Genomic DNA, 20,432 nt, shown 5'->3' with positions numbered 1-20,432 from the left:
ATGATCCGGCATCGGCTGGACGTGCTGGAAGCCTGCGGATGTCCAGGTGCAGCGGCGTCGAGCCGCCTGCACGAGGAAAAGATCGGAGGCTACACCGAGGGTGCGCAACTGCTGAAGGGGAACTGCGGTGTCGGCGGCGTCCATCAGGAGGACGGCCGGATCAGCAGGAGCACACAGTGCCTCGAGAACGAAGAGCGTCAGTGCGACGCAGTAGCTCTGGAAACACGGCAATACCGAGGGCACACGCTGTGTGCCGGTACGATCACTACCCTTGGTGCACTTCCACACTAGCACCTTCCTGCTCCACCGCGAGCCGGAGAATGCGCCATTTCGCCGGTATCCCGCCCTGGTTCGACACCTGCCCGCCCTCACGCAGCAGCTGCCGGATGACCTCCTCCGCTGCGCGTGCGCCGGCGTCTCCCACCGCGAGCGTCAGGACGCTCGGGCCCGCTCCGGAGATGGTGCTCGCGAATCCCGCTGCGCGAAGCCCCCGCATGAGCGTTGCACTCGGCAGCATCGCCTGCGCGCGGAACTCCTGATGCAACGCGTCCTGTGTCGCGGCGAGCAGCAGCGACGGCTCGACGCCGAGCGCGTGGACGAGCAGGGCCGCACGGCCTGCGTTGGCAGCCGCGCTCCCGTGGGAGACCGATGTCGGGAGCAGCGCTCTCGCGCTGTCGGTCGAGAGCGCGGAATCGGGCACGACGACGATCGGGACGACCTCCGGCGATATCTCCACGCGGGTACTGTGATAGACCCTGCCGCTCTCCCAGGAGATCGCGAGCGAACCCATCAGGGCGGGAGCGACATTGTCGGGGTGGCCCTCCAGCGACGCGGCCCACTGCAGCAGCTGCGCGGCATCGAACCGCTCCTGCTCGGGGAGCAGTGCATTGCCCGCGAGAACACCGGCGACGATCGCCGCCGCCGATGATCCGAGCCCCCGGCCGTGCGGGATCTCGTTGATCGTGTCGAGCTCGAGCCCGGCCACGCGATGGCCTGCCCGCTGGAGCGTGCTGATCAGCGATGCGGCGACGAGATGGCTCTCGTCCGTCGGCAGGGCCTCGACACCCTCGCCCGTGGAGCGCACTATGGTACCGCCCGACGTCGTCGTGCGTACCCGCACCGTGTCGTGGAGCGTCAGGGCAAGACCGAGGGCGTCGAAGCCCGGGCCCAGATTGGCGCTCGTGGCCGGGACGCGGACCGTGACCTCCTGATCGCTCTCCACGGCCGGCAGCGCCAGGAGGTCCGGTAGCACCGGCACTGCCGGCAGTCGCGCCATCTCAGTCCTCGAGACCGAGCGCTGCAGCGACGCTCACGACGTCGAACTCCACCTTCGTGGGCTCGATGTCCGCGCCGTCCGCCGTGCGCAGGGCCCACTGCGGGTCCTTGAGCCCGTGGCCCGTGACGGTGATGACGATCGTCTTGCCGGACGGGACCTTGCCCTCGGCGTGCTTCTTGAGCAGACCGGCGACCCCGGCCGCGGACGCGGGCTCCACGAACACGCCCTCCCGTGAGGACAGCCAGCGGTGCGCGTCGAGGATCTCCTCGTCGGTGACCGCTTCGATGAGTCCGCCCGATTCGTCCCGGGCGGCGACGGCGAAGTCCCAGGAGGCGGGATTGCCGATCCGGATCGCGGTGGCGATGGTATCCGGCTCCGTGACGGGGTGACCCTTGACGAGCGGAGACGCACCTTCCGCCTGGAAGCCCCACATGATCGGCGTGCGCGTGGCGACCGGCGCGAGTTCGCCGTGATGCATCGACGCGTACGGCGCCGCGTACTCCTTGTATCCCTTCCAGTACGCGCTGATGTTCCCGGCGTTGCCGACGGGCATCAGATGGTAGTCGGGCGCGTCCCCGAGGGTGTCGACCACCTCGAAGGCCGCCGTCTTCTGGCCCTCGAGCCGTGCCGGGTTCACGGAGTTCACGAGGAACACGGGGTAGGACTCGGAGAGTTTGCGTGCCACGTCGAGGCAGTTGTCGAAGTTGCCGTCCACCTGGAGGAGTTGCGCGCCGTGGGCGATCGCCTGGCTGAGCTTGCCCATCGAGATCTTGCCGTCCGGTACGAGCACCGCGCAGGTGATACCGGCCTGGGTGGCGTAGGCAGCGGCCGACGCCGAGGTGTTGCCGGTGGATGCACACACCACGGCCTTGGCACCGGCGGCCACGGCTGCGGTCATGGCCATGGTCATCCCCCGATCCTTGAAGGATCCGGTCGGATTCATGCCCTCGACCTTCAGATACACCCTGCACCCGGTCAGCTCCGACAGCTGCCGGGCAGGCACGAGGGGGGTTCCTCCCTCGCCGAGCGTGATCACCTCGGTGGCCTCCGTGACGGGCAGACGTTCGGCGTACTCGCGGATCACTCCGCGCCACTGGTGGGCCACTTAGATTCCCTCTACTCGAAGAACGGATGAGACGGCGGTGATGACCTCGAGCTCGGCGACCTGCCGCACGGTCGCTGCGAGGGATGCCTCCAGGGCCCGGTGCGTGACGATGCGCAGCTCGGCGGTGGTGCTCCCGTCGGGTCCGCTTGGCCGGATGCGCTGGCGCATCGTCTCGATGGAGACCCCGTTCGCGGCGAAGAGCCGGCTGATCTGAGCCAGCACGCCCGGCTCGTCCACGACCTGCAGGGCGATGCAGTAGCTCGTGCGCACGGCGTCGATGCCCAGCGCGGGAACGTGCCCGGTGGTCGTCTCGGTGCGTCCCGGGCCGCCGAGCACCATGCGGCGCGCGGCGCTCACGACGTCGCCGAGCACGGCCGACGCCGTGGGCGTGCCGCCTGCGCCCTGACCGTAGAACATGAGCTCGCCGGCGTTCTCCGCCTCGACGAAGACGGCGTTGAACGCCCCGCGCACGGCGGCCAGCGGGTGGGAGCGCGGCAGCAGCGTGGGGTGGACGCGGACCCCGACGCCGTCCGCGCCCGAGGCGTCCCCGAGCAGTTCCGCGATGGCCAGGAGCTTGACCACGTACCCGTCCTCCGCAGCGGAGGCGATGTCCTGGGCCGTGACGGAGGTGATGCCCTCGAAGAACACGTTCTCGAGGGCGAAGCGCGTGTGGAAGGACAGGGACGCCAGGATCGCGGCCTTGGCGGCGGCGTCGTGCCCCTCGATGTCCGCCGTGGGATCGGCTTCCGCGTACCCGAGGTCCTGAGCGGTCTTCAGGGCGTCGGCGAACCGGGCTCCGGTGGAATCCATCTGGTCGAGGATGTAGTTCGTGGTCCCGTTGACGATCCCGAGCACGCGCGTGATCCGGTCCCCGGACAGGCTGTCGCGGATGGGCCGCAGGATCGGGATGGCACCGGCGACGGCTGCCTCGTAGGACAACTGCACGCCCGCCGCGTCGGCCTGCTCGTAGAGCTCGGGGCCGTCCTGGGCCAGCAGGGCCTTGTTGCCGCTCACCACGGCGGCCCCGTGGTCGATCGCGCGGAGGATCAGCGACTTCGCCGGCTCCATGCCGCCCATGAGCTCGATCACGATGTCCGCGTTCGCCACGAGCGACTCGGCATCGAGGGTGAGGAGACCGTCCGGAAGCTCGACGTCTCGCTGGGCGTCGAGGGTGCGGACGGCGACGCCGACGAGCTCGAGCGGGGCACCGGCACGATTGCCGAGATCCTCGGCGTCCGCGAGCAGGATGCGGGCCACCTGCGAGCCGACGGTGCCGCAGCCGAGCAGGGCTATGCGGATGGGCGAGGGGGGCGTCGAGGTGTTCATACGGTCCGTGGGTCTCCTGATGTCGTAGCGGGCTCGCGCTGGACGTCCCGGCGGAACAGATCCTCCTCGGTCTCACCCCGGACGATCAACCGCGCTGCGCCGTCGGCCACCGCCACCACGGGCGGGCGCGCCAGGTAGTTGTAGTTGCTCGCCAGCACCCAGCAGTAGGCGCCGGTTCCGGGGACGGCCAGGAGGTCACCGGCACCGGTGTCCCCGGGGAGGTAGACGTCGCGCACCACGATGTCGCCGCTCTCGCAGTGCTTCCCGACCACGCGGGAGAGCACGGGCGCGGCCTCGGGGGTACGGGAGGCCAGTACGGCCGAGTAGTCCGCCCCGTAGAGCACCGGACGGGCGTTGTCGCTCATCCCGCCGTCCACCGAGACGTAGCGGCGGAGCTCTGTGGCCGCGGTGCCCTGGGCTCGTCCGCCTGCTCCCCCGGTATCGACGTGGACCGTCTTCGTCGTACCCGCGGTGTAGAGCGTGAAGGTCGAGGGCCCAACGATCGCCCGTCCGGGCTCGATCGAGATGCGGGGAACGCGCAGGTCCAGCTCACGGCAGGTCGAACCGACGACGGCGGCCATGGCGCGGGCGATCTCGGTGGCCGGACGTGGCTCGTCCGCCTCGGTGTAGGCGATGCCGTAGCCGCCGCCCAGATCCAGTTCGGGCAGCTCGACGCCGTGCGTGTCGCGCAGCCGGGCCAGGAAAGCCAGGAGCCGCCGCGCGGCGAGCTCGAAGCCCTCCGGCTCGAAGATCTGCGACCCGATATGGCAGTGCACCCCGAGCAGCTCGATCCCCGGGTGAGCAAGTGCCTCGGCGACGGCGAGATCGGCCGGCGAGACGCCGTCGTCGGCAGCTGAGACCCGCCCGGCTGCCGGCTCCCTCACCATGGACAGGCCGAACTTCTGGTCCTCGTGGGCCGTCGCGATGAACTCGTGCGTGTGAGCGTGGACACCGGGGGTGAGGCGGAGCATCACCTTGGCGGTCCGCCCGCGCTCCACTGCCAGATCCCCCACGAGGGTGACCTCCTGCAGACTGTCCACCACGATCCGCCCGAGCCCGGCATCGATGGCACGGATGATCTCCGCCGCCGACTTGTTGTTCCCGTGCAGGCCGAGCCGGTGGCCGGGCAGACCGGCTCGCAGGGCGACGGCGAGCTCGCCGCCGGAGCACGTGTCGAGTCCCAGGCCCTCCTCGCGGACCCAGTGCGCCACCTCGGTGCACAGGAAGGACTTGCCCGCGTAGAACACGTCCACGCCGTCGCCCAACCCGCGGAACGCCTCGTCGAACGCCGCACGGAAGCTCCTGGCGCGGGCGCGGAAATCACGCTCGGAGACCACGAACAGCGGCGTCCCGTACTGCCGGGCGAGCTCGGTGACGCTGACGCCGTCGATCTCGAGGACGCCGTCCTGGTCACGACGCACGTCCTCGGCCCACAGCTTCGCCTCGAGTTGTGCCTGGTCCTGCGGGACGCTGAGCCAGTCGGGGGCGAGCGGTGACGCCTGATCCGTCGTCGTCATCGTCACATCCGCTCCGGCGCCGAGACGCCGAGCAGTGTCAGTCCGTTGACGAGCACCTGCTGCGTCGCATTGTTCAGCCACAGCCGGGAGCGGTGGACGTCCTCCACGGCCTCGCCGCGGAGCGGGGCTACCCGGCGGGCGTCGTACCAGCGGTGGTAGGCGCCGGCGACGACCTCGAGGTGGCGGGCCACGCGGTGCGGTTCGCGGAACGCGGCGGCCTGTGCGACGACGCCGGGGAACTGGCCGAGCGCCGCGAGCAGCTCGCCCTCCGTGGGGTGGCTCAGGGACGCGGCGTCGAACGCGCTGGTGTCCACCCCGGCCGAGACGGCATTGCGGGCGACGGCGTGCGTGCGCGCATGGGCGTACTGCACGTAGAACACGGGGTTCTCGTTGGTGTGGCGGGTGAGCAGATCCAGGTCGATGTCGATGTTCGAGTCGGCCGAAAAGCGGGACAGGGTGTAGCGGGCGGCGTCCACACCGACGGCGTCGACCAGGTCCTCGAGCGTCACCACGGTTCCCGCACGCTTCGACATCCGGACCGGCGCGCCGTCCCTGACCAGATTCACCATCTGGCCGATCAGGACCTCGACGGCGTCGGGGTCGTCCCCGAGTGCCGCGGCGGCAGCCTTGAGCCTGGCCACGTACCCGTGGTGGTCCGCGCCCAGCATGATGATGTTCAGGTCGAACCCGCGGCGGCGCTTGTTGACGAAGTACCCGATATCACCCGCGATGTACGCCGGGGAGCCGTCGGACTTGATGACCACGCGGTCGCGATCGTCGCCGAAGTCCGTCGACCTCAGCCACCAGGCGCCGTCCTCGAGATACAGGTTCCCCGAGGCCTTCAGCTGATCCAGCAGATCCTGGACGAAATTGTCCCGGAACAGGGAGTGCTCGTGGAAGTAGACGTCGAAGTCGACCCCGAAGTCGTGCAGCGACGTCTTGATGTCACCGAACATCGCATCGACGCCCAGTGCGCGGAAACGCTCGATCGCCTCGTCCCGCTCGAGGTCGAGAATGCCCGGTTCCATCGCGAGGACGCGCTGGGCGATGTCCACGATGTACTGGCCCGCGTAGCCGTCCTCCGGAGCTCCCTCCCCCGTCGCCGATGCGTACAGCGAGCGCGCGAACCGTTCGGTCTGGGCGCCGTGGTCGTTGAAGTAGTACTCCCGCGTCACACTGGCACCCTGCGACTGGAGGATGCGGGCCAGCGCGTCCCCCACCGCGGCCCAGCGCGTGCCACCGATGTGGATGGGTCCGGTGGGGTTGGCGGAGACGAACTCCAGATTGATCTTCTGGCCCACGAGAGTGTCGTTCGTCCCGTAGGCGGGTCCGGCGTCGACGATGGTGCGGGCGAGCTCCCCGGCGGCTCCGACGTCGAGCGTGATGTTCAGGAAACCGGGACCGGCGATGTCGACGCTCTTGACGCCGTCGATCCCCGCCAGCCGGGTGCTGAGCAGCTGCGCGAAGTCCCGCGGATTCATCCCCGCCTTCTTGCCGAGCTGCAGGGCGATGTTCGTGGACCAGTCACCGTGCTCACGATTCTTCGGTCGCTCCACCCGTACCTCCGACGGCAGCTCGACGCTGAAGTCGCCGGCCTCGACGGCGGTCCGGAGGCAGGCGGAAATGGCGGAGGAGAGTTCGTCGGGAGTCACTCGTCCAGCATAGCGGCGTGGCTGCACGGGGCCGGAGTGCGGCAGTGCGTGACGCGACTCCGGCGGCCGTCCGGGACACCGTCAGGAACGGATGATTGCATGGGAGGGTGGTATGGCCCGCACAGGTACCTGGCCGTCCACGCCGTGCGAACCATCGTCCGCCCGGTCCCGCCGTGTGATGCATCAGGAGCACCCCGTGACCAGACCACCCTCGACCGCCCTCGGCCCCGCAGCATCGTCCGCCCCGCAGTCCACCCCGCCGTCGGCGCCTCACTCCGGCCCCGGCTCACACCGTCACAGGCGAGCCCTCACGATGCTGGCCACCGTCTCGATGCTCGGCGCCGCCGGGTGCGCCGGCGCCTCGGCGGACGGCGATGCTGCGACGACCGAGGCCCCGTCCGGCGACCCGGCGGCCGCCGAGCAGCCTGCCGGGGCCGGACCGGACGGGCAGGTCTACCAGGACGGCGAGTACAGCGAGACGGGGAGCTACCAGTCCCCTGCCGGGCCCGAGGAGATCGGCGTGACGCTCACCCTCGAAACGGACGTGGTGACCGCCGTCGAGGTGGAGCCCATGCCGGACAACCCGACCACCACGGTCTACCAGGAGCGGTTCGCAGGCGGCATCTCGGAGGCGATCGTCGGCAGGAGGCTCGACGAGCTCTCGGTGGACAAGGTGGCAGGTTCCTCCCTGACCAGCGGCGGATTCAACGATGCCGCCGACAAGATCAGGAGCGAGGCACGGTTCCAGTCCCCATGACCCAGTCGTTCGAGTTCGCGGCGATCGGCACGAGCTGGCGCGTGGACAGCAGCATGCCCCTGCTCCCGGCGCAGCGGACAGAACTCCTGCGGCTCGCCGAGGACTATGACGCGCTCTACTCCAGGTTCCGCGCCGACTCCGGCGTCACGGCGCTCTCGGCGTCGGGAGGCTCACTGCCCCTGCCACCGCACGGGACGGCGTTGGGTCGCCTGCTGCGCTCGCTGCACGATCTCACGGACGGTGCGGTGTCTCCCCTCGTCGGCGAGCGCCTCGCGGAACAGGGGTACGATGCCGGGTACTCCTTCGTCCCGACGACGGCGCCCTCCCCCGCCCGGGTCTGGGACGCCGTCCTTCGGTGGGGCGGGGACACGATCACCGTGCGGGAACCGGCACTGCTCGACGTCGGCGCCGCGGGCAAGGGCCAGCTCGTGGATCTGATGCTCGAGTACCTTCTCAGCGAAGGTCACGACGACGTGATCGTCGACGCGAGTGGTGACATGCGCCGGAGCGGACCCGGCTCGATCACCGTGGCCCTCGAGCATCCCTACGACGCCTCGCTGGCGATCGGTACTGTGGAGCTGGGCAGCGGCGCGCTGTGCGCCTCGGCGTCGAACCGGCGTGTCTGGGGCGACGGGCTGCACCACATCATCGACGCACGGACCGGGCGCTGCGTGGACACCGTCGTCGCCACCTGGGTCCTGGCGGCTGACGCGATGACCGCCGACGGACTGTGTACGGCACTGTTCTTCGCGGACCCCGCCGACCTCTCGCGGTCCTTCGAGTTCGACTACGTGCTGGTGTACTCGGACGGACGCGCCCGTCTCTCCGACCCACTCCGAGGAGCCCTGTTCCCATGACCGCAGCACTGGACGCCCTGCTGGGCCGAGTGAGCATGTACCGGCTGGTGCTGGCCCTGCTCCTGGCCCTCGCGGCCGAGGCGCTTCTGCTCTCCGTCACCGGCCTGCTCGCCTATACGCCGGCGGAGATCGCCGGCAGTCTCGTGGCCTCGGTGGGCGGCACCTTCATCGGCACGCGCCTCATGGCGCTGATCCTGCGCCTGCGCCCCCACGGGGACTCATCCCTGATCACGGGATTGATCCTCTTCCTCATCATGTTCCCCTCGGACACCACCGCCGGGCTGGGCGGAGTCCTCGCGGCCGGTGTGGCAGCGGGCGCGTCGAAGTTCCTGCTGGCGTTCCGGGGCCGCCATATCGTCAATCCGGCGGCGATGGGCGCCGTCGTCGCAACGCTGTCCGGAGTGGGAGCGGCCGCCTGGTGGGTCGCCAACCCCTACCTGCTGCCCGTCGTCGCCCTCGGAGCCTTCCTCATCCTGTACCGGATGCGGAAGATGTCCATGGGAGCGGTGTTCCTCGTCGTCGCCCTGGGCCTCCTCGTCACGAAGCTAGTTCTCGGCGGTCTCGCGCTCGGTGATGGCCTGCAGCTCGTGGTGACCTCGTACCCGGTCCTGTTCCTGCTCGGCTTCATGCTCACCGAGCCGCTGACCCTGCCTCCGCTGCGCTGGCAGCAATGGCTCTATGCCGGACTCGTCGCGGCCCTGTTCGCCCTGCAGCTCTCCATCGGGCCGGTGTTCCTCGGCCCGGAGTTCGCCCTCGTGATCGGCAACGTGGTGGCCTTCCTCCTGGGCCAGCGCCGGGGCGTACGGCTGATCTTCTCCGGGTCGCGGCAGCTCACACCGACGAGCACGGAACTCGTGTTCGACACCGCACGACCGGTACGGTTCAGGGCCGGTCAGTACATGGAGCTGGACCTGCCGCATCAGGGCACCGACAGCCGCGGTAGCCGCAGGGTCTTCAGCATCACCTCCGCACCCCAGCGGACCGACGCCGTGAGCTTCGCTCTGCGGACGTCGGAGTCCGGGAGCTCGTTGAAGAAGGCACTCCTCTCGCTGCCCGGGAGCGCCCGGATCACGGGCACGGTGGTCGGCGGCGACTTCCTCCTGCCGCGGGATGCAGCCGCGCCCCTGCTGCTCGTCGCCGGCGGCATCGGCGTGACGCCGTTCATCTCCCAGCTCCGCGATGTGGCCGCCCGCGGCGAGGAGCGCGACGTCGTCCTGGTCTACGTGGTGCGGGACGACCAGGACGTCGCGTTCCGGGACGAGTTGCAGGAGCTGGGCACGCGCGTGGTGCTGTTCAGCCCGGGGGGCTTTGACGCGTCGACTCTTCCTCCGGGCTGGACCCGTGCGGGCGCGGAGCCGACCGCCGAGCTGCTCCTGGCCGCCGTGCCGGATCTGACGGAGCGAACGGTCCTGGTCTCCGGGTCGCCGCACTTCATCCGCGAGGTCCGCGCTCAGCTGCGCGTGGCGGGAGTCTCGCGTGTGCGGACCGATGCCTTCCTGGGGTACTGAGGACGGCGTTTCCCGCTGCCCGACGTTTTCCCACCCCGACCGCACCTGCTAAGCTCGATGAGTCCCATTCGGGTACGGGATCAACCCCGTTTCCGCCTTCGTAGCTCAGGGGATAGAGCGTCTGCCTCCGGAGCAGAAGGTCGTAGGTTCGAATCCTATCGAGGGCACAGAACGACTCGCGTAGAGTCCACCGCCGTCGGCCCCAAGGGCTGGCGGCGGTCCTGTTTTACGACTGTGGACCCTCGTCGATCCCAGTCCTCGGCGGCGAGGACTGGGCAGGGGCTGTCGTTCCCATAACACCCACCGGAAGAGTGGGATCGACGTCGGACCGGCCTTCCCGCCTAAGCTTGTATCTGGCGGTAGGAACGCAGGACGCAGAACTCGTTGCCCTCGGGGTCGGCCAGAACGACCCAGCCGGTTCCGGGGCCGTGGACCCCGCGACGGTCGGCGAGCTCAGTGGCTCCGAGGACGAGCAGCCGCGCAACCTCCTCGTCCCGGGTGCCCGTCCGCGGCCGCAGATCCAGGTGCATGCGGTTCTTCACCGTCTTGCCCTCCGCGACCTCGATGAACAACAGGCGGTGGCCGGCGTCCTGATCGAGGATCATGCACTCCTCGTCACCCGGCTCGTTGGGGTCGTCGTCGACGTCGACGTAGCAGAGCACGCCCTTCCAGAACTCGGAGAGCCCGTAGGCATCGGCGCAGTCGATGGACGTATGGGAAACGAAGCTGGTCATGGTGCGATCCAACCAGCTTCACGACGTCGTTCCCGGTATCCTCGCTGGCCGATGTCGGGCAGGGCTGCGGGCTTCGACGAGTCCTGGTCATACAAGATCGGTCATACAAGAGCAGTGTGTCGCAGCGCATTCTCCACCGCACGAAATCACCCGACAGATAGCATCGGGTTCATGCATCAGGGGGAAGCACCACGCCGCACACGTCTGGGCTCCGCCCTGGCAGCAGCCGGACTGACGAACGGGCCGATCGAGCTCCTCGACTTCCTCACCCCGCTCTGGGCGGGTATCGCTCTGCACGCCACTCCGGCGAACGTGGGCTTCCTGGTCTCCGTCGAGCTCATCGTCTCCTTCCTCGCCCGTCCCGTTGCCGGGTACCTGGCCGACACCCGGAAGCGTGAGGTCGTCGCGGGTCTCGGCGCCGTCCTCTACGGGCTCTCGTGCCTGGGGTATGCGCTGGCCGGGTCGCTGGCCCTCGCCTATGCCGCAGCCATACTGGGCGGCATCGGCGGTGCACTCCTGTGGGTGGCCCTCCGCGCCATGGTCGGAGAGCAGCTCCGATCGGACGCAGGGGTCTTCGCCCGCTTGATGTCGGTGCAGGAGACCGGTGTGTGGATCGCATTCGTCGCCGGCCTGCTGCTTCTGGGTCAGTTCGACTCGTTCCCACTGGTCTTCCTGGCCTGCGCCGGGGCATGCCTGATCGGTGCACTGATCCTGTTCCTCAGCCCAGGCACGCCGAACGGACATCCGGCACTTCCGGTGGACGGGACAGCCGGCGACCACGACGGTTCTCGGATCCCGGCATCGCCGACCACCCGCGGCGCCCGTGCCATGGCGAAATCGCTGCGCCCGATGCTCGTCGCCACTGTGGTGACATCCCTGGCCGAGAGCATGGTCGGGATCCTGGTGCTCCTGCATCTTCAGCGCGAACTGGATCTTGGTGTTATTGGGATCGCCTATGTCTTCCTCCCGGGAGCTATCGCCCTGGGAGTCCTTCCACCGCTCATGCACGCGGTCGTCCTGCGAATAGGACGCCGCAGGGCCATGGCCGCCGGTTCGGCCCTCAGCGGCCTGTTCGCCATCTCCCTGGCTTATGCGGCCGGGCCCGTGGTGATAGCGGCGCTGTGGATTCTGTGCGGTGTGGCCTGGGCGATGGTGATACCGATTGAACAGGCAGTCGTGACAGAAAAGTATCCTCACCAGATCGGAGCGGCGATGGGAATCTATACCGCCTCGACACTCCTCGGAGCAGCGATCGGGGCAGCGATCGCGGGAATCCTGTACGACTCCACCCCCTGGCCCGTCACCTGCCTGGTCGCCGGCGCCGTCATTTTCTCAGGCACAGTGCTGGGGCCGTGGGCCATCATCAGACTCGGCGTCGTGGACAGACCAGCACCGAGCGCAGTGATGCCTTCAGCGGCAGACCCCGTCACGTGAGGCTACTTGGAGCAAGCCGGCTCCTGCGGCTGGGTTCCTGATCGAACCAGACGCTCGCCGTCACAGGAGAGTGCCCGACCGAGGTAATGGGATTCAGTGGCCTGTAACTTCCATACCGCGCTTTCCGGTCGTTCGTGAAGGGTCGTACGCCGATGGTCATGGACCTCTCCCCCGATTAGATTGAAGAGGCCATCGCAGCGGGAGACGGACGCCGATCTCGGTATGAACGAGGCCGGAGCCGATGAACGTGTCGCTTGGTGGTTCGCTGCGGCACGACGAGAAGGACATAGAAGGAGAGGTGTTCGATGGACGACTTCTTTACCGGAGGAGATTCGGGCCTCGTCATCGACTGGACCCAGATGCCGACCTACAACACCATCATGTCGGTCGCTGCTGGTGCTGGTCTCATCTTCGTGGTGATGATCGGACGCGCCCTGACGCGCAGCGAACGTTTCAAACCCGAGGGCTGGGCGCTCACCGCCGGCGTCCTCGGGTTCCTGCTGACAGTCACCGGTCTGCACATGACCCTGACCTGGCCGTTCGCGCGGTATTTCCCCTTCGACAACATCGTCTTCGGCGAGACCAGCCTCGCCTTCGGCGTGCTGCTGCTGGCGACCGCTCTGTACCTGTGGAAGCGAGGCGACCAGATCACCGAGGCGGAGGATCGGGCTGCAGAAGCTGCGAGCGTCGCAGGTCCACTTGGGGTCTTCGTCGTCGGCCTGGGCCTGGCTCTGTTCGGGATCGCCGCAGCGGGACTCATCTTCCAACTGTTCGCGGCCCCTCCCGAGGAACCCGTCGCCGGGTCCTTTGCTGGCTCCCCGATGATCGAAGCAGTGTTCATCTCCGGGCTGTTCGCCCTCATCGGTCTGGGCGCGGTGCTGTTCCCGTTCGCGCTCAGGACGTTCTCATCCCTCGGTAGGCTGACGCCTCTTGTCCGCACCGTCGGCATCCTCTGGCTCGTGGCAGGAATTGTGTTCCTGCTCTTCGGAGCAATGAACTTCTACACGCATATCGGTCTCATCGTCAACACCATGCCGGAGGCGTAGGTAGACGGCACGGACGAACTTTCGGGCTCGAAGCCATCGTGGCTCAATGCCGTCGCACAGAAGCGGACGTCTTCAAACTAGCCATCCGACTCCTCCGGGCCCGCAGCTGCCCTGTCGAGATCCCCTTGAGTCGGCAGGATCACCCCACCCAGTGCATCGACGGACTTGAGCAGAACCTTGGTCAGCCCCGCGTGCGGCTCCGGCACCTCGTCGGCCTCGTACTCGAACCGGACGGGCTGGGAGGGTGCCAGCCAGACGTTCATGGCAGCACTCCGCCCGTCCACCGCTCCAGAGGATCTGAGGAACAGTCCCCTGCCGGCCCGAAAGGTCATGATGATGACCGCCTGCATGCTTCGCGTCAGATTGTCCGGCATCGTGAACACGAGATCGTCCTGGTACCCACCGATTCGGATCGTGCCCATAGCAGCGTCCTCCCGACACCTTGCTACTCGCCACCGCGGAACCTGCCTGTGCCAAGAGTAAGCGGTTCTCGAGGCAAAGTTAATGGAACCGGTATGGCACCCTGACCGACGTCGAGATGAGCGGGAGTGAGCCGGTCGCCGTGGAACGGGCAGACTTGCTCCTATGAGCAGTACCGGGAGTCCTTCCCCCATCCTCCGCAGCGATCCCGTCGAGTTACGCCCGTACACGACCTCGGACGAGGAGTCGTTCGTCGCATTGTTCCAGGACCCTGAGGTTGTCCGTTAGGTCGGCGACGGCCTGGAGACCGAGGACGCCGATCGCGCTCTGTTCCACCGCATCTTCTCCGATGTGTATCCCGTGGACAAGTCGCCGTGTGGGCCGTGGTTGCCGGAGGCGCCGTCGTCGGACACGCGGAGCTGAAGCCGTCGCCCCGGAACGACATCGACGGCTGGGAGCTCGTCTACGTCATCGGGCGTGCCGCTACGGGATGAGTGGGATTCACCGGACATCAGCCGGTGGATCCCACCACCGGCTGCTGATATCTGGGATCGGTCGCCGTCGCGCCGGTCGATCCCACTGCGTACGACTGAAATGTGGGATCGATCAGCCGATCCCGTACGAACGCATCGAACAGTGGGACTGGAGCGTTCCTCGGCCATCGCCCCGGCAGACGCCTTGACGTCGTCGGCGTCTTCAAAGGCCTCGAGCCTCCGCTCATACTGTCCAGCACGCACGACGACGGGTACTCGTCGTTTGCGCCGCTCGAGAACGCCGCTCGCTGACCACTGCTGCACCTTTCACTCGGGCACTGACATCGGAAAGGTGGGCGCGCGCATCGGCAACGCTGATGGAGACGAGCCCAGCGTACATTCGGTATATGAGATGCGCATGAGGAGGCGCGGCCGGTCAGCTGTCGGAGACCGTGCAATGCCCGTCATCGTTTCCCGCTGCCAGAACCACCTGGTAGGGATTGGAGCAGTGGCCTTCGCGGAACCACGGACGCACAGGCACCACCGACGTGAATGCTTAGGAGGAAGGCACCATGACTCGGCGGAAGATTCACGAGATCCGATTGGCGAGCTTCGTCGAGGAGAAGTTCCGGCCCGACGATTTCGAGGTAGTGCAAACCGAGATCGACACAGCGCTCGGGGACGGTCAGGTGCTCGTCAAGGCACTGCGCTTCGGTCTGAATGCAGGGTTGGCGAATCGCATCTCGGGTGGCTCCGGGCCGAGCACCCGGACGCAGATGGCTGTGGGAGAAGTCCCGCAGAGTGATGCAGTCATGGAGGTCATCGAGTCGAAGGCCGAGAGTTTCTCCCCGGGAGACCTGGTGGTGCAGCAGTGGGCGTCCTGGCGGACCGAGGATGTCGTCCCCGCCAGCGAGCTGCGCAGGGTCCGCGACGACGTGAGGGATCTGCCGCTGGAGTACCACCTCACGGTACTCGGCCATGTGGGCTTCACCGGCTGGGTAGGACTGGCCCAGGTGGGTCAGGTGGAGCCTGAGGACGTCGTATTCGTCTCCGCTGCCTCGGGCGGAGTGGGCAGTTGCGTCGTGCAGTTCACCGCAGCGAAGGGCGCCCGTGTGATCGGCAGTGCGGGCTCCGCGGAGAAAGCCGCACTGGTCGAGGCGCTGGGTGCGGACAGCTGCATCAACTACCGCGAGGGCGACCCGGCGCAGCTTCTGGGCGCCGCAGCCCCGGACGGCATCACGCTCTACTTCGACAACGTGGGTGGACCGCTCCTGGAAGCAGCATTGGACCAGCTGCAGATGCACGGACGGGTAGTGATCTGCGGAGCAGTGTCCCAGTACGGGCAGAGTTCGCCGCAGGGGCCGTCCAACTACCTCCGGATGATCTCGCATGAGCTCACGATGCGGGGCTTCACCGTCACCGAGCACGAGGACCTGCGAGCGGCCTTCGAGCAGGAGGTGGGTTCGTGGATTCGTGATCGTACGGTCACCAGTCTGCACACGGTGTTCGAGGGTTTCGACAGGGTTCCGGAGGCTTTCGCGGCCCAACTCGGTGGTGGAACTCGTGGCCGGGTGATCGTGGCCGTGTGAGGGCGAGACCCGTGGATACTCGAGCGATCGTCCTGGCGTACCGGCCCGTGAACGAACCCGTTCGGAATGTCTTCGACACTCGCGACCTCGAGGAAGAGCTCTCGGTCAAGGTCTCGGGCATGTGAGGACAGGAGTGGGCCATCACGGTCTCCGGAATGTGGGAGATCGGCGCGGATGCACCCTCCGATCCCACAGCTGGCCGCTGACGTCCGGGAAGGAGCAGCCAACCCCGCGGAAGCTGCGTGAAGAGTGGGATCGACCGCCGTCGACCGGTCGATCCCACAGCTGGCGTCCGAAAAGTGGGAGATCGGCGCGGATGCACCCTCCGATCCCACAGCTGGCCGCTGATGTCAGGGAAGGACCTGTTGATCCCACCGAAGCGAGGCCACACGTGGGATCGACCGCCGACCAGAGGCACCCGGACCCGCGACCCGGACCGCCGTCGGACCCCGGTCCAGCGGTGCAAGAGCTTTGGTAGGCTCCACAGCACGCGGCCCACCGGGCCCGGACAGCAACCACCGGCAGGGGGATCGTGGGAACGAAGCGCACCGCGCGTCCTGGCGGCCCGAGGACAGGGCCTGCCCGTGCACCGTATGTTCTCACCGTCGTCGTACTCCTCCTGGCCATCCTGGCGGCCGCGTCCGTGGGCACGTTCTCCGCGCGGCCGGTCATCGATGGGACCGTGGAGCCGGTGGAATCCGTGAGTACTCCCACGCCCTCCGCCGAGGGGACCCCGGCACCACTGATCGACGACGGCGACCGCATCGTGATCGACCCGGATCTGACCATGGCGGTCCTCCTCCTGCTGGCCGTCTCCCTGCTGGCCCTGGTGGTGCGGTATCTTCTGCGGTTGAGGTCCCGCCCGACGATCAGGGGCGGGAGTCTCGACGAGGCACAGGTTCGCCCGCCAAGTGCTCTCGATCCCGTCGCCGAGGCCCTGCCCACCTGGACCCGCACCGCCGAGCAGCTCCTGATACAGGACGCCGATGCCTCCGACGCCGTGATCCGCTGCTGGCTGGACTTCGAGCGGCTGTGCGCCCGGGCGGGGCTACCGCGCCGCCCGACCCAGACGACGTCGGACTTCGCCTCGGCGGCCGCAACGGCCCTCGACCTGCCCGTGGAGCCACTGACCACTCTCAACCGCCTGTACCAGCGTGCCCGCTTCGCGCGCAGCCACCACGACGGGCGTGATGCCCTCGGCGCCGCCGATCGCGAGATCGCACTCCGGAGCATCCGGCTGCTGGCGGCCGCTGTCCCGAGCGACCGTCCGGTGCGCCGATGAAGCCCTCGGCCTGGGTGATCACCGCTGTCCTGACCGTCCTCGGGCTCGTGGCCGGCTGGTTCTTCGGACTCGACCCCGCGCACGCCGTGGTCCTCGTCGGCGCAGGTCTCACCGCGGGGATCGCCAACGGCGTCCTGGAGTCCGTCGACGCGCCGCGGCCGGCACTGGCTCCCCTTCCCCGTCCGGTGACCGGCCTGGCGGATCTGCAGGCCCTGGAGTTCTCCCTCTCCGCGAGCGAACCCGGTACGCGCGCGATCCTCGAGACCCACACGATCGCCCGCGCAGTCGTCGCAGCGCGCGGGTCGGCACCTGTGCCCACCACGCTCGCCGCCTTCGCCGCCGGCCCCGTGCCCGCCGAACTCGGGCACCGCGAACTCCGGACCATCATCGACGACCTCGAAGAGGTCATGCTGCACCGCGACCCGCCCGTACCCACCAGGAGAACCCATGACGAACCCTGATCCGGGGAGCACCCGCACGGTGGTCGATGGCACCGACTCGACGTCCGCTTCCGTCATGGAACCGGCTCAGGCGGCGCGTATCGGACGCGAGGTGCTCGGGACCACGGGGACCGTCGTCGTGGGCGCGGCCCAGCCGCTGCGCCTCGCGCTCGCGGCAGTGCTCGCCGGTGGACACGTCCTGTTCGAGGACCTGCCCGGTCTCGGCAAGACCCTCGCGGCCAAGACCCTCGCGCAGGCCCTCGGCCTGGACTTCCGGCGTCTGCAGTTCACCCCGGATCTGCTGCCCTCGGACGTCACGGGCTCCTCGATCTTCAATCCGGCCACGCGGGAGTTCGAGTTCAGGCCCGGACCGATCTTCGCGGGTCTGTTCCTGGCCGACGAGATCAACCGGACCTCCCCGAAGACCCAGTCCGCCCTGCTGGAGGCCATGGCCGAGGGTCAGGTCTCGGCAGAGGGCACCACCCTGCTGCTCCGCCGTCCCTTCCACGTCTTCGCGACCTCGAATCCCATCGAGTTCGAGGGCACCTACCCTCTGCCCGAGGCCCAACTGGACCGCTTCATGGTCCGGCTGCGCTTCGGCTACCCCGGCCCGGGCGGCGAACAGGACATCATCGCCCGCCGCATCGGGCGACGTCGGGACGCCACCGACGTGGAGAGCGTCATCACCGCCGAGGGACTGCTGGCCCTGCAGGCCGCCGTGGAGACCGTGGACGTGGACGACGACGTCATCGACTACGCCGTGCGACTCACCGGCGCGACGCGTACGCACCCGGCGATCGACGTCGGCGCCTCCCCCCGCGGTTCCCAGGCCCTGGTTCTGCTGGGCCGGGCGCTCGCCGTGCTGGACGGTCGCTCCTTCGTGCTTCCGGAGGACGTGAAGGAGTCCGCCGTCGCCGTCCTCGCCCACAGACTCACCCTGACGCCGTCGTCCTGGGCGCAGGGAGTCTCGACGGAGCGGGTGGTCCAGGACGTCCTGGCCGAGGTTCCCACGCCATCGACCGTGCCGCGTGACCAGGGACAGCATGGCTAGGGACACAGGGCCGGGCTTGGCCAGGGGCAGCACGGCCAGGGGCAGGGGCGCCACCCGCTCCCCCGGCTGGGCGCTCGCGGTGATCCTCACGCTGATCTGTGTCGTCGCCGGCCTCGTCCCGGGGCGTCCGGGGACCGTGGCCCTGGCCGTCCCCTTCGCCCTCCTCGCCCTGTCCGGCCGGGATCACAGGACCGGAGCACGCAGTGGGACCGAGCCCCTGGTCCTGATCTCCACCGATCGGCACCTGACCCGCAGCACCAGCACCCTCCGGCTCCTGCTCACGCCCCGGCCCAAGGAAGAGCCCACGAAGACATTGGCGGCGCCGTCGCTCGTGGCCATCACCCTGGCCGCTCCCGGGTGTCCCGCCGACGGTCTGGTCCTGCAGGCGGACGAGGAGTGCCCCCTGGTCGCGGACATCCCGGTCTCCGGCGAGATCGCGGTGCTGTCCTACGGCTCGGCCGGAGTCTCCGCCGATGTGGTGAGACCCACGGACTTCGTGCAGGCGCCGCCGGTCCGGGTCAGCGTGCTGCCGCAGGTAGGTCCTACGCTCGCCCGGCCGGTGTCCAGACGTCTGAGCGGACTCAGCGGATCCCACACCTCGAGACGCCCGGGTGAGGGCGGCGAGCTGAGATCCATCGCCCCGATGCAGCCGGGGGACCAGCAGCGGCGCATCGACTGGCGTGCCACGGCGCGCCGCTCCACCGACCAGGACATGCTCATGGTGCGGCGGACCTTCGCCGACGCCGAGGCCTCGGTGGTCCTGGTCGTCGACCGGGCGAACGATCTGCCGGCGTCCACCGAGGACTGGTTCGCGGCCGGCACGTCCACCCTCGGGCAGGGCTCGCTGCATGTTGCCAGGACTGCGGCTGCCACTGTCGCGGCGTCGTATCTCGCTGCAGGAGACCGTGTGGGGCTCGATGATCTCTCCGGTACGCGCCGACCCCTGCGCTCGGCAGCGGGATCACGACAGCTCGAGCAGATCCGCACCCGTCTTGCGGGCATGTCCGTGGTGCCGCGCCGCCGGCACCGCCGCGATCCCGTCCCACCCCAGGGAGCGGTGGTGATCATCTTCTCCGCGTTCCTCGACGAGGAGCCTGCGCGGCTGCTGCGTCTCTGGCACGCGCAGGGCCACCCGGTGATCGGCGTGGACTGCGTGCCCGTGCTGCAGCGTACCGAGTCCTCGAGGGCGCAGGACCAGACCGTCCGCCTGACCCTCCTGCGACGTCGGCTGCTGCTGGAGGACCTGCAGACCGAGGGGATCACCGTCCTGTCCGGGTCCGTGCAGGATGAACCCGGCCGGCAGTCCGAGCGCGAGCACGGCGCACCGCTGCCGGACGCCGCCGGGACGGATCTCGACACCGGCCTTCGGCTGCTGGCACGCCAGTCCCGCAGGGGTGCGGGCCTGTCCGCTGCCCCCGGCACGGCACGGGGCATCCGCTGATGGCACGTCGCGCGGCGCAGCCCGCCGGTGTACGCGCAGTTCCCGATCGCGGAGGACTCCTGCCCCTCTGGACAGTACGCTGCACCGCCGCCCTGGTCGCTGTCCTGCTCGGAGCAGTGGTGTGGGGCGGTTCCGCGTGGCTCGCACTCCCCCTCGTCGTGGCCGTGGTCGCGGCGGTCCTGCCCTCCACCGGTCTCGTCTGCCTCTCCCTGCTCCTGCTGGTGGTGCCCTACGCCGTCAGTACGCCGTCCGGGTGGCCCTGGCTTCCCGTCTTCGTCGCCGGCCTCCATCTGCTCTTCGTGCTGTATCTGCTGCTCCTGCCCCTGCCGCGTCACGGCTGGATCAGCCTCCTGGCACTGCGGGAGCTGGCCCTGTCCTACCTGCGCATCCAGGCCGTCGCGCAGCCCGTCGCGGTCCTCGCGCTGCTCCTCGACGATGATGGCTCGAATCTCGCCGTGGTGATCGCGGGCGTGGCGGCCGTGAGTGGCTGGTCCCTGTGGCTGGTGGGACGCACGCCCCGATGA

General features: G+C 68.7%; 18 protein-coding genes and 1 tRNA gene. 12 read left to right on the top strand and 7 right to left on the bottom strand.

Annotated elements, in window-relative coordinates; translation table 11 throughout:
- Window positions 1-265: 265 nt before the first annotated feature.
- Genes thrB through argS form a run of 5 tightly spaced genes read right to left on the bottom strand, consistent with a single transcriptional unit; the run spans window position 266 to window position 6,876 of the window.
- Entirely contained in the window at window positions 266-1,276 is a 1,011-nt protein-coding gene (gene thrB / locus E8P82_RS09295; RefSeq protein ID WP_136454282.1) for a homoserine kinase, read from the bottom strand.
- A gap of 1 nt (window position 1,277) precedes the next feature.
- Window positions 1,278-2,381 (bottom strand): threonine synthase, encoded by a 1,104-nt coding sequence (gene thrC / locus E8P82_RS09290; protein ID WP_136454279.1) that lies wholly within the window; start codon window positions 2,379-2,381, stop codon window positions 1,278-1,280.
- A complete protein-coding gene (locus tag E8P82_RS09285; RefSeq protein ID WP_136454277.1) occupies window positions 2,382-3,707 on the bottom strand; it encodes a homoserine dehydrogenase in 1,326 nt (441 codons plus the stop codon).
- Window positions 3,704-5,224 (bottom strand): diaminopimelate decarboxylase, encoded by a 1,521-nt coding sequence (lysA, locus tag E8P82_RS09280; protein WP_136454275.1) that lies wholly within the window; start codon window positions 5,222-5,224, stop codon window positions 3,704-3,706. Before lysA ends, E8P82_RS09285 begins: the two co-directional genes overlap by 4 nt.
- A gap of 2 nt (window positions 5,225-5,226) precedes the next feature.
- Window positions 5,227-6,876, bottom strand: coding sequence for an arginine--tRNA ligase (argS, locus tag E8P82_RS09275; protein WP_136454272.1), 1,650 nt, complete (start codon window positions 6,874-6,876; stop codon window positions 5,227-5,229).
- A gap of 196 nt (window positions 6,877-7,072) precedes the next feature.
- On the opposite strand from argS, the gene E8P82_RS09270 reads away from it, so the two are divergent.
- The 4 genes from E8P82_RS09270 to E8P82_RS09255 all read left to right on the top strand — a co-directional run bounded on the left by E8P82_RS09270 (window position 7,073) and on the right by E8P82_RS09255 (window position 10,165).
- A complete protein-coding gene (locus tag E8P82_RS09270; RefSeq protein WP_246021172.1) occupies window positions 7,073-7,633 on the top strand; it encodes an FMN-binding protein in 561 nt (186 codons plus the stop codon).
- The gene (locus E8P82_RS09265; protein WP_136454269.1) at window positions 7,630-8,490 is read left to right on the top strand and encodes an FAD:protein FMN transferase; all 861 of its coding nucleotides are present in this window, start codon (window positions 7,630-7,632) and stop codon (window positions 8,488-8,490) included. The genes E8P82_RS09270 and E8P82_RS09265 overlap by 4 nt, the downstream gene beginning before the upstream one ends.
- The gene (locus tag E8P82_RS09260; protein ID WP_136454268.1) at window positions 8,487-9,998 is read left to right on the top strand and encodes an FAD-dependent oxidoreductase; all 1,512 of its coding nucleotides are present in this window, start codon (window positions 8,487-8,489) and stop codon (window positions 9,996-9,998) included. The genes E8P82_RS09265 and E8P82_RS09260 overlap by 4 nt, the downstream gene beginning before the upstream one ends.
- Window positions 9,999-10,092: 94 nt before the next feature.
- A tRNA-Arg gene (locus E8P82_RS09255) sits at window positions 10,093-10,165 on the top strand.
- Between the two features lie 174 nt (window positions 10,166-10,339).
- Here E8P82_RS09255 and E8P82_RS09250 read toward each other — a convergent pair.
- Window positions 10,340-10,732, bottom strand: coding sequence for a VOC family protein (locus tag E8P82_RS09250; RefSeq protein ID WP_136454266.1), 393 nt, complete (start codon window positions 10,730-10,732; stop codon window positions 10,340-10,342).
- A 171-nt stretch (window positions 10,733-10,903) separates the two neighbouring features.
- Between E8P82_RS09250 and E8P82_RS09245 the strand changes: the two genes are divergently transcribed.
- Together E8P82_RS09245 and E8P82_RS09240 are read left to right on the top strand one after the other, a co-directional pair.
- Window positions 10,904-12,166, top strand: a complete 1,263-nt coding sequence (locus tag E8P82_RS09245) for an MFS transporter (RefSeq protein WP_168796536.1) — start codon at window positions 10,904-10,906, stop codon at window positions 12,164-12,166.
- Between the two features lie 305 nt (window positions 12,167-12,471).
- The gene (locus E8P82_RS09240; RefSeq protein ID WP_136454260.1) at window positions 12,472-13,212 is read left to right on the top strand and encodes a DUF981 domain-containing protein; all 741 of its coding nucleotides are present in this window, start codon (window positions 12,472-12,474) and stop codon (window positions 13,210-13,212) included.
- Between the two features lie 77 nt (window positions 13,213-13,289).
- On the opposite strand, the gene E8P82_RS09235 is transcribed toward E8P82_RS09240, so the two are convergent.
- On the bottom strand, window positions 13,290-13,634 hold the full coding sequence (locus E8P82_RS09235) for a DUF7882 family protein (RefSeq protein WP_136454259.1): 345 nt from the start codon (window positions 13,632-13,634) through the stop codon (window positions 13,290-13,292).
- A 1,043-nt stretch (window positions 13,635-14,677) separates the two neighbouring features.
- Between E8P82_RS09235 and E8P82_RS09230 the strand changes: the two genes are divergently transcribed.
- The 6 genes from E8P82_RS09230 to E8P82_RS09205 all read left to right on the top strand — a co-directional run bounded on the left by E8P82_RS09230 (window position 14,678) and on the right by E8P82_RS09205 (window position 20,432).
- The gene (locus tag E8P82_RS09230) at window positions 14,678-15,694 is read left to right on the top strand and encodes an MDR family NADP-dependent oxidoreductase (protein WP_136454256.1); all 1,017 of its coding nucleotides are present in this window, start codon (window positions 14,678-14,680) and stop codon (window positions 15,692-15,694) included.
- Window positions 15,695-16,226: 532 nt separating this feature from the next.
- Complete coding sequence (locus E8P82_RS09225; RefSeq protein ID WP_136454253.1) at window positions 16,227-16,976, top strand: DUF4129 domain-containing protein; 750 nt, start codon at window positions 16,227-16,229, stop codon at window positions 16,974-16,976.
- Window positions 16,973-17,437, top strand: a complete 465-nt coding sequence (locus E8P82_RS09220; RefSeq protein WP_136454250.1) for a hypothetical protein — start codon at window positions 16,973-16,975, stop codon at window positions 17,435-17,437. The genes E8P82_RS09225 and E8P82_RS09220 overlap by 4 nt, the downstream gene beginning before the upstream one ends.
- Entirely contained in the window at window positions 17,424-18,467 is a 1,044-nt protein-coding gene (locus tag E8P82_RS09215) for an AAA family ATPase (protein ID WP_425456020.1), read from the top strand. Before E8P82_RS09220 ends, E8P82_RS09215 begins: the two co-directional genes overlap by 14 nt.
- A complete protein-coding gene (locus E8P82_RS09210; RefSeq protein ID WP_136454248.1) occupies window positions 18,460-19,908 on the top strand; it encodes a DUF58 domain-containing protein in 1,449 nt (482 codons plus the stop codon). Before E8P82_RS09215 ends, E8P82_RS09210 begins: the two co-directional genes overlap by 8 nt.
- A complete protein-coding gene (locus tag E8P82_RS09205) occupies window positions 19,908-20,432 on the top strand; it encodes a hypothetical protein (protein ID WP_136454245.1) in 525 nt (174 codons plus the stop codon). The genes E8P82_RS09210 and E8P82_RS09205 overlap by 1 nt, the downstream gene beginning before the upstream one ends.

This window comes from Arthrobacter echini (genome assembly GCF_004803505.1).
Lineage (GTDB): Bacteria > Actinomycetota > Actinomycetes > Actinomycetales > Micrococcaceae > Arthrobacter_D > Arthrobacter_D echini.
Note: the sequence above shows the minus strand (reverse complement) of the source record. Positions and strands in the feature narration are given on the sequence as shown.